Genomic DNA, 14,582 nt, shown 5'->3' on the forward strand with positions numbered 1-14,582 from the left:
GCATCCCTCATGTATGAAGCGGCGTCATGCTGGGCAGCATAGGCCAACTTGGGGGGGAGTATGAACACTTATCCCGTGGCGAGGGAGCTTGCTCCCGCTTGAGTGCGCAGCAGCGCTAAAAAACAGGGCCGCTTCGCGCCCCAGCGGGAGCAAGCTCCCTCGCCACGGGTGTCAGCTTCAGCTGTTGTTGTGATCGATCTTGATGGTCGGGTCGCTACCGGCGATCAACGAGTTCAGGTTCATGTTCGACCAGTTGTTGCCCTCAAGCTTGATCGTCACGTCCGGCGTCGCCGCGGCACCGTTGGCGCCATTGAACTGGCCGGAAGTGCTGACCTGCAGCGACGACACGCCATCGACCGTGCTGATTTTCAGGAAGTGGTCGATGGTGCTGCCGGTCTCACCCTGCAACAGATCCCGCAGGTCGATCCGGTCGCCTTCGGCGTAATTGAAGTTCTTGATCACGTCGGTGCCGGTGTCGCCGGACTTCCAGACAAAGGTATCGCCCCCCAGGCCGCCGATCAGGGTGTCATTGCCCTGGCCGCCGATCAGCGTGTCGCTGCCGGTGCCACCCAACAGGATGTCGTTGCCCTTGCCACCGTTGAGCGTGTCGTTGCCGCCCTGGCCGAAGATGATGTCGTTGCCGGCGCCGCCCAGCAGGGTGTCGTTGCCGTCATGGGCACCGGACACATCGAACGCGGTGTAGTGCTCGGTGATGTACTGGTGCACGTTGCTGGTGGTGACCTTGCTCGCGTCCACGCCGCTCTGTTGGGCGACGAAGGCCTGGATGGCCTGGTAGCCCTCACCCGCAACACCATTGAAGCTCACCAGGTCGCCGAACAGGATGTCGTTGCCTTCGCCTCCGTTGACCGTATCGGCGCCCGGCTGGGTCGCTTCGGTGTGGCCGATGATGGAGTTGGCCAGGTTGCTCGGATCGATGTTGGTTTGCGGCTTGCCATCGGAGTCGTAGGGGGCGAGGTCGGACAGGGTGACGCCGTTGTTCAGGCCGATGGCCTCGACGTTACTCAGACTTTTGAGCAGCGTGAAGCTGGCCGTTGAGCCGTCTGCTGCCGAGGAGTCGCCCCACCAGCCGCCGGCCTGGTAGGAGAACTCGAACGTGCCATTGCCCTCGGCATGCACCGTGCCGACGTAGTTTTCATTCCAATTCTTGCCGTTCTTGATCGACAGGAACATGTCCCCATTTTCTTCGATGGTGAATTTGTGTGTGCTGTCGATCGTCTGGCTGTATTGCTTGCCAACGGTGTAGTTGGCCGCGCTCAGGACGTCGTCGAGCTTGACGGTGCCGTACAACACTGGGTTCGGCTGTTCGCCGGACTGGTAGCGCGTTGGCTCACCGTCGGTGATGAAATACGTCAGGTTCTTCGCGCCGGTATTGCTCAGGGCCTGGGTGCTTTTGAAGAAGTTTGCGGTGGTCTTGAACACGTCTTCATAGTTGGTATTGCCGCCGGACACCATCGAGTCGAGCACGTCCTTGAGCAGTGTCAGCGCGTTCGGATCGTTGAGGTTGACCGCAACGTTCTTGTTGACCTGGTTATCGAAGTCCGCCAGGAAAATATTCACAGTCCCTGAGTTGCTGCCCAGGCTCTGCTTGAGGGTGTTGAACACTTGGGTCAACGAGTTCTTCGCGGCGGCGACGGACGAGTCGCTCATGCTGCCGGAACTGTCGACCATGAAGGCGATGTTGTAGTTGACCCCTGGCACGACGGTCAGCCCACCGATGTCGGCGACCACGATGTCGTTGCCGTCGGTGCCGGTGACGTTGTCACTGCCGGACGTGGCGGTGACTGCGTTGTAGGTGGCCGGGTACACCGTGACAGGAATCTGCGCCGTGCTGACCGCCGAGCCGCCAAGGGCTTCGGTGGACGTCGAGGTTACGGTCAGGTTGAACTGGCCGTGGTAGTAGGTCGGTGGGGTCAGGGTGAGGCTGCCCAGGTTCCAGCCGGTGACCGAGGCTTCGCCGTTGCTGCCCACGGTCGCGGTATGGCCGGCGCCGTCGGTCAGTACGCTGCCTTCCGGAATGCCGCCGATCTTCACGCTCAGGCTTTCGGAGCCGTCGGTGTCGGTCAGGGCGGTGGTGATCTTCGACAGGTGCACGCTGGTGCCTTCGGCGCCTTCGTTGAGCTTGAAGCCGTCGTAGTAGCCTTCGCCGTTGGTGCCGTGCAGGTCGGAGACGGTCACGCCCGCGTTCGCCAGGTCGGTCACACCGGTGTAGAGCGGCACGCCGGCATTGCTCAGGTCCACTGGCGTGCTGCCGTTGACCGACAAGTTCACGTCGTAGCTGCCCGGGCCGGTCTGGTTGTGGTGGTAGATGTCCAGGGTGTAGTAGCCGCTGGCGGTTGGCGTGAACGAACCGTTCAACTGACCGCCCGCACCCCACGTGGTTGCCGCGGCGGTCTTGCCGCCGATGGTCACCAGCAGGCTGTCATCGCCCGTGCCGCTGAAGGTGTAGGTCTTGCCGGCCTCGAGGAAAATCAGCCCTGAAGTTTTCGACGCGGTGCCCGGATTGACGTTGCCGTCGTTCTGAACGTTGCTCACATTGGTGCTGCTGTTCGGCGTGCCGGCGGCATCGATCACCGACTTGAGCGTGCCGGACGGCGCGCCGCTGCCATCGGTGCCCAGGCCCGACAGGCCGGTCCAGACTTCCTTGATCAAACCGGTGGAGGTCACGTTGTTGCCGGCCACGTTGAGGCTCGGTGCGTCGGCGACCGGCGTGATGTCGATCTTCACGGTGCCGGTATTGCCCAGCGTCTGGCCGTCGGTTGGCTGGAAGCTGATTTGCGCGTAGTCGGCCTTTTGATTGCCCACGCCCGCCGGGTTGCCGTTGGCACCGGATTCGTTGGCATCGGGGGTGAAGCGCAGCTTGCCAGCGTCGATGTCCGCCTTGGTGAAGGTCTGGTTGTTGGCCACGTCCTTCCAGGTTGCGCCGTCCAGGTACTGCAACTTGCCGTCACCCGGCAGCCCGGTGATTTTCACACCTTGGCTGGCGGCGGCGCTGTCCACGTCGCTGATGCCGAACGTCGACCAGCCGAGGACCAGTGAAGTGTCTTCGGTACCGGTCACCGCGCCACCGGTGGCGACGGGTGCGTCGTTGACCCCGACCACGTTCACGGTGGTGGTCGCCGTGTTGGAATAACTCGTGCCGTCGGTCACCGTCACGGTGATGACGCGCGGTACGGTGCTCGGATCTTCGCTGTTGTTGATGAAGCTGATGTTCTTGATCTGCTGCATGTAGTCGGCCAGCGTTGCATTGCCTGTCAGCGTCAGGACGACTTTGCCGTCGGTGTTATTGGCGTTGATGCTGATGCCGTTGACGCTATTGCCCAGGTTCAGATGATCGCCAGGCTGACGGTTGGTCAGCACGATGGTGGCGCCGGTCAGCATGGTGCTGTCCGGGTCGGTGATCTTCAGGTCGGTGTCGCCAATCGACACGCCCGGGCCGGTGGTGCCTTCGGTAAAGGTCACCTGGTAATCGGCACCGGTCTTGCCGCTGGAGTTGTTGGCGTCCAGGTCGAGTACCGGCGGTGCATCGTTGTCGATGATCGAGGTGCTGACGCTGCCGTTGGTGCCGCTGACCGCCAGGTGCTCGAAGTTGCCACCGGTGGCCGAGTCGATCCTGACCACGAAGTTTTCGGTGCCTTCGGTGATCTTGTCATCCAGCGTCGCCACGTTGAAGGTCGCGCTGGTGGCGTTGGCCGGGATCTTCACGGTGTAGACACCGGTGAAGTCCGTGCCGTCGGCGGCGGTGCCGCTGTAGACGATCTTGAGCGTCACTTCCGTTTGCGCCGGGTTCGTCAGGCTGACGGTGTATGTCGCTGCTTGGCCTTCGGTGACCGATGTGCTGCCGGTGATGCTGACGCTGGTGTTGTCGACCGTGTCGCCCACGGCCGTCGACGCGCCGGTCTTATCGACCGCGATGGCTTCGAGGTTGCCGCCGGATGCATCCTTGATCGACTCGGTGATGGTGGTTGGGCCTTGGTAGACGTCGTTGCCGACGGCGACATCCAACGCGCCCGAGCTTGCGCCGGCGGCGATGGTGATGGTTTTGCCGCTTTCCAACGTCACGGTGACTGGACCGTTTTGTGCGGTGACGGGTTTGCCGTCTGCACCGGTCAGGGTGGCGGTGTAGGTGATGGTGCCGTTTTCGTTCACGGTCGGATTAGCGGTCAATGTCACGGTGGTGGTGTCGTTGACGTCGCTGACCACGGTGCTGACTGGTGCGGTGTTAGGGGCGATGGCTTCGAGGTTGCCACCGGATGCATCTTTGATCGACTCGGTAACTGTCGTTGGGCCTTGGTACACGTCGTTGCCGACGGCTACATCCAACGCACCCGAGCTTGCGCCGGCAGCGATGGTGATGGTCTTGCCGCTTTCCAGCGTCACGGTGACCGGACCGTTTTGCGCGGTGACGGGTTTGCCGTCGGCACCGGTCAGGGTGGCGGTGTAGGTGATCGTGCCGTTTTCGTTCACGGTCGGATTAGCGGTCAATGTCACGGTGGTGGTGTCGTTGACGTCGCTAATGACAGTGCTGACTGGCGCGGTGTTTGGCGCGATGGCCTCCAAGTTGCCACCGGATGCATCTTTGATCGACTCGGTGACGGTGGTTGGGCCTTGGTAGACGTCGTTGCCGACGGCTACATCCAACGCACCCGAGCTTGCGCCGGCTGCGATGGTGATGGTTTTGCCGCTTTCCAAAGTCACGGTGACCGGACCATTTTGCGCGGTAACTGGCTTGCCATCGGCACCGGTCAGGGTGGCGGTGTAAGTGATGGTGCCGTTTTCATTCACGGTCGGAGTGGCGGTCAACGTCACGGTGGTGGTGTCGTTGACATCACTAACCACGGTGCTGACTGGCGCGGTGTTCGGAGCAATGGCTTCGAGGTTGCCACCGGATGCATCTTTGATCGACTCAGTGACGGTGGTCGGACCTTGGTAGACGTCGTTGCCGACCGCGACATCCAACGCACCCGAGCTTGCGCCGGCTGCGATGGTGATGGTTTTGCCGCTTTCCAGCGTCACGGTCACCGGACCATTTTGCGCGGTGACGGGTTTGCCGTCGGCACCGGTCAGGGTGGCGGTGTAAGTGATGGTGCCGTTTTCGTTCACGGTCGGATTAGCGGTCAACGTCACGGTGGTGGTGTCGTTGACGTCGCTGACCACGGTGCTAACCGGAGCGGTGTTAGGCGCGATGGCTTCGAGGTTGCCACCGGATGCATCTTTGATCGACTCAGTGACAGTGGTCGGACCTTGGTAAACGTCATTACCCACAGCGACATCGAGCGTACCCGAACTTGCACCGGCAGCGATGGTGATGGTCTTGCCGCTTTCCAACGTCACGGTGACCGGACCGTTTTGCGCGGTGACGGGTTTGCCGTCGGCACCGGTCAGGGTGGCGGTGTAGGTGATCGTGCCGTTTTCGTTCACGGTCGGATTAGCGGTCAATGTCACGGTGGTGGTGTCGTTGACGTCGCTAATGACAGTGCTGACTGGCGCGGTGTTTGGCGCGATGGCCTCCAAGTTGCCGCCGGATGCATCTTTGATCGACTCAGTAACTGTCGTTGGGCCTTGGTACACGTCGTTGCCGACCGCCACGTCCAATTCGCCTGAGCTCGCGCCGGCTGCGATTGTGATGGTTTTGCCGCTTTCGAGCGTGACTGTCACAGGACCATTCTGCGCGGTAACTGGCTTGCCGTCGGCGCCGGTGAGGGTCGCGGTATAAGTGATCGTGCCGTTTTCGTTCACGGTCGGAGTGGCGGTCAACGTCACAGTGGTGGTGTCGTCGACATCGCTAACGACAGTGCTAACTGGCGCGGTGTTCGGAGCAATGGCTTCGAGGTTGCCGCCAGTGGCGGTACTGATGCTTTCGGTGACAGTAGTTGGGCCTTGGTACACATCGTTGCCAACGGCTACATCCAACGCACCCGAGCTTGCGCCAGCAGCGATGGTGATGGTTTTGCCGCTTTCGAGCGTGACCGTCACAGGACCGTTTTGCGCGGTAACCGGTTTGCCGTCGGCGCCGGTGAGAGTCGCGGTGTAAGTGATGGTGCCGTTTTCGTTCACGGTCGGCGTAGCGGTCAGCGTCACGGTAGTGGTGTCGTCAACATCGCTAACCACAGTGCTGACTGGCGCGGTGTTTGGCGCGATGGCTTCCAGGTTACCGCCCGATGCCGAGGCAATCGACTCAGTGACGGTGGTTGGGCCTTGGTAAACATCGTTTCCGACCGCGACATCCAACGCACCCGAGCTAGCGCCGGCGGCGATGGTGATGGTCTTGCCGCTTTCCAACGTCACGGTGACCGGACCGTTCTGCGCGGTAACTGGCTTGCCGTCGGCACCGGTCAGGGTCGCGGTGTAGGTGATCGTGCCGTTTTCGTTCACGGTCGGCGTAGCGGTCAACGTCACGGTGGTGGTGTCATCGACATCACTGACCACGGTGCTGACCGGAGCGGTGTTAGGCGCGATAGCTTCGAGGTTGCCGCCAGTGGCGGTACTGATGCTTTCGGTGACGGTAGTTGGGCCTTGGTACACATCGTTGCCGACGGCTACATCCAACGCACCTGAGCTTGCGCCGGCTGCGATGGTGATGGTCTTGCCGCTTTCCAACGTCACGGTGACCGGACCGTTCTGCGCGGTAACTGGCTTGCCGTCGGCACCGGTCAGGGTGGCGGTGTAGGTGATCGTACCGTTTTCGTTCACGGTCGGCGTAGCGGTCAGCGTCACGGTAGTGGTGTCGTTGACGTCGCTGACGACAGTGCTGACTGGCGCGGTGTTCGGAGCAATGGCTTCCAGGTTGCCGCCGGATGCATCTTTGATCGACTCAGTAACTGTCGTTGGGCCTTGGTACACATCGTTGCCGACGGCTACATCCAACGCGCCCGAGCTTGCGCCAGCAGCGATGGTGATGGTTTTGCCGCTTTCCAAAGTCACGGTGACCGGACCGTTTTGTGCGGTAACTGGCTTGCCGTCGGCGCCGGTCAACGTGGCGGTGTAAGTAATGGTGCCGTTTTCATTCACGGTCGGATTGGCGGTCAACGTCACGGTAGTGGTGTCGTTGACATCGCTGACCACGGTGCTGACTGGCGCGGTGTTCGGAGCAATGGCTTCGAGGTTGCCACCGGATGCATCTTTGATCGACTCAGTGACGGTGGTTGGGCCTTGGTAGACGTCGTTGCCGACGGCTACATCCAACGCACCCGAGCTTGCGCCGGCAGCGATGGTGATGGTCTTTCCGCTTTCCAGCGTCACGGTGACCGGACCGTTTTGCGCGGTAACTGGTTTGCCGTCGGCACCGGTCAGGGTGGCAGTGTAAGTGATGGTGCCGTTTTCGTTCACGGTTGGCGTGGCGGTCAACGTCACGGTGGTGGTGTCGTCGACATCGCTAACGACAGTGCTAACTGGCGCGGTGTTTGGAGCGATAGCTTCGAGGTTGCCGCCAGTGGCGGTACTGATGCTTTCGGTGACGGTGGTTGGGCCTTGGTAAACATCGTTTCCGACCGCGACATCCAACGCACCCGAGCTAGCGCCGGCTGCGATGGTGATCGTCTTGCCGCTTTCCAAGGTCACGGTCACGGGACCGTTCTGCGCGGTAACTGGCTTGCCATCGGCACCGGTCAGGGTCGCGGTGTAAGTGATGGTGCCGTTTTCATTCACGGTCGGAGTGGCGGTCAACGTCACGGTGGTGGTGTCGTTGACATCGCTGACCACGGTGCTAACCGGAGCGGTGTTTGGCGCGATAGCTTCGAGGTTGCCGCCAGTGGCGGTACTGATGCTTTCGGTGACGGTGGTCGGACCTTGGTAAACGTCGTTACCCACAGCGACATCGAGCGTGCCCGAGCTAGCGCCAGCAGCGATGGTGATGGTCTTGCCGCTTTCCAGAGTCACGGTCACCGGACCGTTCTGCGCGGTGACGGGCTTGCCATCGGCACCGGTCAGGGTCGCGGTGTAAGTGATCGTGCCGTTTTCGTTCACGGTAGGCGTGGCGGTCAAGGTCACGTTGGTGGTGTCGTTGACATCGCTGACCACAGTGCTAACTGGCGTAGTGTTTGGAGCGATGGCTTCCAGGTTACCGCCCGATGCCGAGTCAATCGATTCGGTGACGGTGGTCGGACCTTGGTACACGTCGTTGCCGACCGCCACGTCCAATTCGCCTGAGCTCGCGCCGGCTGCGATTGTGATGGTTTTGCCGCTTTCGAGCGTGACTGTCACAGGACCATTCTGCGCGGTAACTGGCTTGCCATCGGCACCGGTGAGGGTTGCGGTGTAAGTGATGGTGCCGTTTTCGTTCACGGTCGGCGTAGCAGTCAACGTCACGGTGGTGGTGTCGTTGACGTCGCTGACCACGGTGCTAACCGGAGCGGTGTTAGGCGCGATGGCTTCGAGGTTGCCGCCAGTAGCGGTGGTGATGCTTTCGGTGACGGTGGTCGGACCTTGGTAAACGTCGTTACCCACAGCGACATCGAGCGTGCCCGAGCTAGCGCCAGCAGCGATGGTGATGGTCTTGCCGCTTTCCAGAGTCACGGTCACCGGACCGTTCTGCGCGGTGACGGGCTTGCCATCGGCACCGGTCAGGGTCGCGGTGTAAGTGATCGTGCCGTTTTCGTTCACGGTAGGCGTGGCGGTCAAGGTCACGTTGGTGGTGTCGTTGACATCGCTGACCACAGTGCTAACTGGCGTAGTGTTTGGAGCGATGGCTTCCAGGTTACCGCCCGATGCCGAGTCAATCGATTCGGTGACGGTGGTCGGACCTTGGTACACGTCGTTGCCGACCGCCACGTCCAATTCGCCTGAGCTCGCGCCGGCTGCGATTGTGATGGTTTTGCCGCTTTCGAGCGTGACTGTCACAGGACCATTCTGCGCGGTAACTGGCTTGCCATCGGCACCGGTGAGGGTTGCGGTGTAAGTGATGGTGCCGTTTTCGTTCACGGTCGGCGTAGCAGTCAACGTCACGGTGGTGGTGTCGTTGACGTCGCTGACCACGGTGCTAACCGGAGCGGTGTTAGGCGCGATGGCTTCGAGGTTGCCGCCAGTAGCGGTACTGATGCTTTCGGTGACGGTGGTCGGACCTTGGTAAACGTCGTTACCCACAGCGACATCGAGCGTACCCGAACTTGCACCGGCGGCGATGGTGATGGTCTTGCCACTTTCCAGCGTCACGGTGACCGGACCGTTTTGCGCGGTGACGGGTTTACCGTCGGCACCGGTCAGGGTGGCGGTATAAGTGATGGTGCCGTTTTCGTTCACGGTTGGCGTAGCGGTCAATGTCACAGTGGTGGTGTCATCGACATCGCTAACGACAGTGCTGACTGGCGCGGTGTTAGGCGCGATTGCTTCGAGGTTACCGCCCGATGCGGAGGCAATCGATTCGGTGACGGTGGTCGGACCTTGATAAACGTCGTTACCCACAGCGATATCGAGCGTACCTGAGCTTGCGCCGGCGGCGATGGTGATGGTCTTGCCACTTTCCAAGGTCACGGTCACGGGACCGTTCTGCGCGGTAACTGGCTTGCCATCGGCATCGGTCAGGGTCGCGGTGTAAGTGATGGTGCCGTTTTCATTCACGGTCGGTGTGGCGGTCAATGTCACGGTGGTGGCGTCATCGACATCGCTGACCACAGTGCTGACTGGCGTCGTGTTTGGAGCGATTGCTTCGAGGTTACCGCCCGATGCCGAGGTAATCGATTCGGTGACGGTGGTCGGACCTTGGTAAACGTCGTTACCCACAGCGACATCCAACGCACCCGAACTTGCGCCGGCTGCAATAGTGATGGTCTTGCCGCTGTCGAGCGTGACCGTCACCGGACCGTTTTGCGCGGTGACCGGATTGCCATTGGCATCGGTCAGGGTCGCGGTGTAAGTGATGGTGCCGTTTTCATTCACGGTTGGTGTAGCAGTCAACGTCACGGTAGTAGTGTCTACCGAGTCGGTAATCGTGGTGACCGCAGGCACAGTGCTCGGCACAAGATTTTCGAAGTTGCCGCCGGTTGCGCCGGTGATGGTGGTGCTGACGGTACTGCCGTTGTTGTAGACGTCGTTGGCGGGTGTATCCACGGCGACGGTGCCGGTGGTCGCACCGGCAGCGATGTTGATCACCGCGCCGTTGCTCAAGGTCACGGTCACCGGGGTCTGGGCCGGGTTGCTCAGCGTCGCCGTGTAGGTGATCTGGCCGCCTTCGGTGATGGTTTCGCTGGCGCTCAGTGTCAGGCCGGTTGTATCGGCCGAATCGGTGATCGTAGTAACGGCAGGCGCCGTGCTCGGCACCAGGTTTTCAAAGTTGCCACCGGTCGCGCCGGTAATCGTGGTGCTGACCGTGCTGCCGTTGTTGTAGACGTCATTGGCTGGCGTCTCGACGTTAACGCTGCCGGTCGTCTGGCCAGCAGCAATGGTAATGACCGAGCCATTGCTCAAGGTCACGGTCACTGGGGTCTGGGCCGGGTTGGTCAGGGTGGCGGTGTAAACAATCGCACCGCCTTCGGTGATGGTGTTGCTGGCGGTCAAGGTCAAGCCGGTGGTGTCAACCGAATCGGTAATCGTCGTAACCGCTGGCGTCGTGCTCGGTACCAGGTTTTCGAAGTTGCCACCGGTCGCACCGGTAATGGTGGTGCTGACGGTGCTGCCGTTGCTGTAGACGTCGTTGGCCGGGGTATCCACGGCAACCGTGCCGGTCGTTTGGCCAGCAGCAATGGTAATGACCGAGCCATTGCTCAAGGTCACGGTCACCGGGGTCTGGGCCGGGTTGGTCAAGGTGGCGGTGTAGGTGATCTGGCCGCCTTCGGTGATGGTGTTGCTGGCGGTCAAGGTCAGGCCGGTGGTATCCGCCGAATCAGTAATCGTAGTGACCGCAGGCGCAGTGCTCGGCACCAGGTTTTCAAAGTTGCCACCGGTCGCACCGGTAATCGTGGTGCTGACGGTGCTGCCGTTGTTGTAGACGTCATTGGCAGGCGTATCAACGTTGACAGTGCCAGTGGTTTGGCCAGCAGCAATGGTAATGACCGAGCCATTGCTCAAGGTCACGGTCACCGGCGTCTGGGCCGGGTTGGTCAAGGTGGCGGTGTAGGTGATCTGGCCGCCTTCGGTGATGGTGTTGCTGGCCGTCAGCGTCAGGCCAGTGGTGTCGGCCGAATCGGTGACGGTGGTGACCGCAGGCGCAGTGCTCGGCACCAGATTCTCGAAGTTACCGCCGGTTGCGCCGGTAATCGTGGTGCTGACCGTGCTGCCGTTGTTGTAGACGTCATTGGCTGGCGTCTCGACGTTCACGCTGCCGGTCGTCTGGCCAGCAGCAATGGTGATGACCGAGCCATTGCTCAAGGTCACGGTCACTGGGGTCTGGGCCGGGTTGGTCAGGGTGGCGGTGTAAACAATCGCACCGCCTTCGGTGATGGTGTTGCTGGCAGTCAAGGTCAAGCCGGTGGTGTCAACCGAATCGGTAATCGTCGTAACCGCTGGCGTGGTGCTCGGTACCAGGTTTTCGAAGTTGCCACCGGTCGCACCGGTAATGGTGGTGCTGACGGTGCTGCCGTTGCTGTAGACGTCGTTGGCCGGGGTATCCACGGCAACCGTGCCGGTCGTTTGGCCAGCAGCAATGGTAATGACCGAGCCATTGCTCAAGGTCACGGTCACCGGGGTCTGGGCCGGGTTGGTCAGGGTGGCGGTGTAGGTGATCTGGCCGCCTTCGGTGATGGTGTTGCTGGCGGTCAAGGTCAGGCCAGTGGCATCCGCCGAATCAGTAATCGTGGTGACCGCAGGCGCCGTGCTCGGCACCAGGTTTTCAAAGTTGCCACCGGTCGCACCGGTAATGGTGGTGCTGACGGTACTGCCATTGTTGTAGACGTCATTCGCCGGTGTATCGACGTTGACGGTGCCCGTGGTTTGGCCAGCAGCAATGGTAATGACCGAGCCATTGCTCAAGGTCACGGTCACCGGAGTCTGGGCCGGGTTGGTCAGTGTGGCGGTGTAGGTGATTCGCCCGCCTTCGGTGACCGTATTGCCCGCGCTCAGGGTGACGGTGGTGGTGTCGACGGTGTCGGTGATCTGAGTCACGGCCGGCGTAGTGGGCACGGTCACGGCGATGCCGGTGCCGCCGGTGGTGCCGGTGACAGTCACGCTGATCTGGCTTGGGTCGTTGTAGACCGTGTCGTTCGGCGCCAGCGGTACGTTGACGCTGCCAGTCAGTTGGCCAGCCGGGATCACGATGACCGCGCCGTTGGACAAGGTCACGGTCAGGTTGGTCTGCGGGGCCTGGGTCACGGTCGCGGTGTACACCAGCACGCCGCCGGCCTCGGTCAGGGTCGGCGTGGCGCTCAGGGTCATGGTCGCATTGAGCACGGCGTTGGCGGTCGTATCGGCCGTGGTATCGCCACCCAGAATGTTGTCATCGGTGGCCGCCGCCGCAGCGAGGCCTTCGGTTGGGAAACCGACGGTAGGGTCGACGCTGCCGGCGGTGGCATCCAGCACCACAAAGCTGTGGCCGCCACCGGCGGCGCCCCCTGTACCCGCGGCGGTGGCGCCGGCGGCGGTGGCTTCCAGGGCAGTCGTCGGGTCGACGCCCGCGGCGATGGCTTGTTGCAGCTCTTCTACCGACGGCGCGGCCTGGGCGGTGGCTTGTGCCAGGTCAGTGGACGAGTCCGGAGCATTCGCACTCCACTGGGTGTCGCGGCCCAGGTCCAGGGTGCGGCCATCGGCCAGCTCCAATGTGACGGCGCCGGCAGGGCCGGTGTCCAACTGGTCGCCTACGTTCAGGCGATCGCCTTCAATGAGTACGCGCCGGATGCCCTCTGGGGATACGACGAAAACCTGACCAACAATGCTTTTGACAACGGCAATAACACTGCTCATTGAAGACTCTCCGGGTGCCACGCTCAGTAGACTTCCATGGACCCGGCGGCTTTTAGGCAGCAGCGGTCTGGACGTTCATGTGTACAAGGTAAGGTTATTTGACGCTTTTCTTTGTCAATATTTTGGCTGTTTTTCCGATCATTTTTGTTTGTGCCAAACTATTGACCTTCTGCTGGCCATCCTAAACAATTGCCAACGTAATGTCACATTGATATTTAAGCGGCGACCTGTTCTTTCAGTGCGTGTTCCTGCTCCTGTTTTGAACTTTCCGACATACGGTCATTCCGGTTGCCATCATCCGATGCAGCGCCACGTTTCGCTGTGATTCAAGACAAGAGTTCTGGGAATAATCCAACCATGCGTTCGCACCTGCTCAAGGCTTTACCCTTCGTCCTCGCCGCCAGTTTCGTACAAGCACAAACCTTGCCGCAGGCCATGCAGCAGGCTTTGGATGTCCATCCTGAAATCCAGGCCGGCGTGAACAGTCGTCTCGCGGCGGATTACCAACTCAAGGCAGCCAAGGGCGGCTACCTGCCTAGAGTGGACCTTGCAGCCGGATATGGCCGCGAAGGCACCGACAGTGTCACCACCCGTTCGGGCGGTAATAACCATTGGGAAACCCTGAACCGCAGCGAATCGAGCCTGCGCTTGTCGCAAATGGTTTTTGACGGTTTTGCGACGTCCAGCGAAGTCGGGCGTCAACAAGCCACCGTCAATGCCCGTGCCTATTCGTTGCTGGACGCCTCTGAGCGCACCGGTTTGACAGTGGCCCAGGTTTACCTGGACGTGCTGACCCGTCGTGAGTTCGTGCGCCTGGCCGAGGAAAACCTCAAGAGCCACGAGCGCATCTTCGACCAGATCAAGCTGCGCACTTCCCGTGGCGTGGGCAGCGGCGCTGACCTGGACCAGGCCGAAGCGCGCATGGCCCAGGCCCGCAACAACTTGATCACCGAACAAACCAACCTGGCCGATGCCGAGACCAACTACCTCAGCGCCGTTGGCCAACTGCCCGATCAACTGGAGCGTCCTGCCGATTTTCTGGCATTGCTGCCGGCCAACCTGACCGAAGCCCGCGCCCAGATGCTGGAAAACAGCCCGGTGCTGCGTTCGGCCGAAGCCGACATCGCTGCCGCCGAGCAACAGTACGAAGCCGCCAAATCGAGCTTCTACCCACGCTTCGATGCCGAGTTGGGTCGCACCGCCGACAACGACCTGGACGGCCAGAACGGTCACAACAATGAATGGCAAGCCATGCTGCGCATGCGTTTCAACCTGTATGCCGGTGGCAGCAACAAGGCCGACCTGGAATCCAAGTCGTACCTTTCCAACCAGGCCCTGGACATCCGCAACAACGCGCTGCGCCAGTTGAACGAAGAACTGGGCCTGGCCTGGAACGCCTTGAACAACGCCAACGCCCAGGTGCCAGTCGCCCAGCAATACGTAGACCGCAGTGCCAACGTGCGCACCGCCTACCAGAAGCAATTCAGCCTCGGCGAACGCACGCTGCTCGACTTGCTCGACAGTGAAAACGAGCTGTTCAGCGCTTCCCGTCGCCTGGCGGAAATCAAGAATGTGCAGCTGTTCACCCAGTACCGGATCAAGGCAACCATGGGCCAGTTGTTGAAAAGCCAGGGTGTGGTCGCGCCGTTGGCATCGGTTGTGCAGAACGACGTGAAACCCAAGGTCCAGTTGCCTGGGATGAATTGAGTCCTACCAGCCGTTTTAATCAGTCAGAG

Annotated in this window: 2 protein-coding genes; one reads left to right on the forward strand and one right to left on the reverse strand. The window is 61.2% G+C overall.

Annotated elements, in window-relative coordinates:
* Positions 1 to 177: 177 nt before the first annotated feature.
* Positions 178 to 12,846, reverse strand: a complete 12,669-nt coding sequence (locus tag J3P85_RS00655; protein ID WP_434704541.1) for a retention module-containing protein — start codon at positions 12,844 to 12,846, stop codon at positions 178 to 180.
* Between the two features lie 357 nt (positions 12,847 to 13,203).
* Between J3P85_RS00655 and J3P85_RS00660 the strand changes: the two genes are divergently transcribed.
* Positions 13,204 to 14,553 carry a TolC family outer membrane protein gene (locus J3P85_RS00660; RefSeq protein WP_186709501.1) on the forward strand — a complete coding sequence of 450 codons (1,350 nt, stop codon included), beginning with the start codon at positions 13,204 to 13,206 and terminating at the stop codon, positions 14,551 to 14,553.
* Positions 14,554 to 14,582 lie beyond the last annotated feature (29 nt).

This window comes from Pseudomonas sp. Z1-12, assembly GCF_051132015.1.
GTDB classification, from domain to species: domain Bacteria; phylum Pseudomonadota; class Gammaproteobacteria; order Pseudomonadales; family Pseudomonadaceae; genus Aquipseudomonas; species Aquipseudomonas zanjanensis.

Bases quoted from the DNA above. Each gene is read 5' to 3' on its own strand.
- J3P85_RS00655 (WP_434704541.1), bottom strand. From the start codon at position 12,846: ATGAGCAGTGTTATTGCCGTTGTCAAAAGCATTGTTGGTCAGGTTTTC.
- J3P85_RS00660 (WP_186709501.1), top strand. From the start codon at position 13,204: ATGCGTTCGCACCTGCTCAAGGCTTTACCCTTCGTCCTCGCCGCCAGT.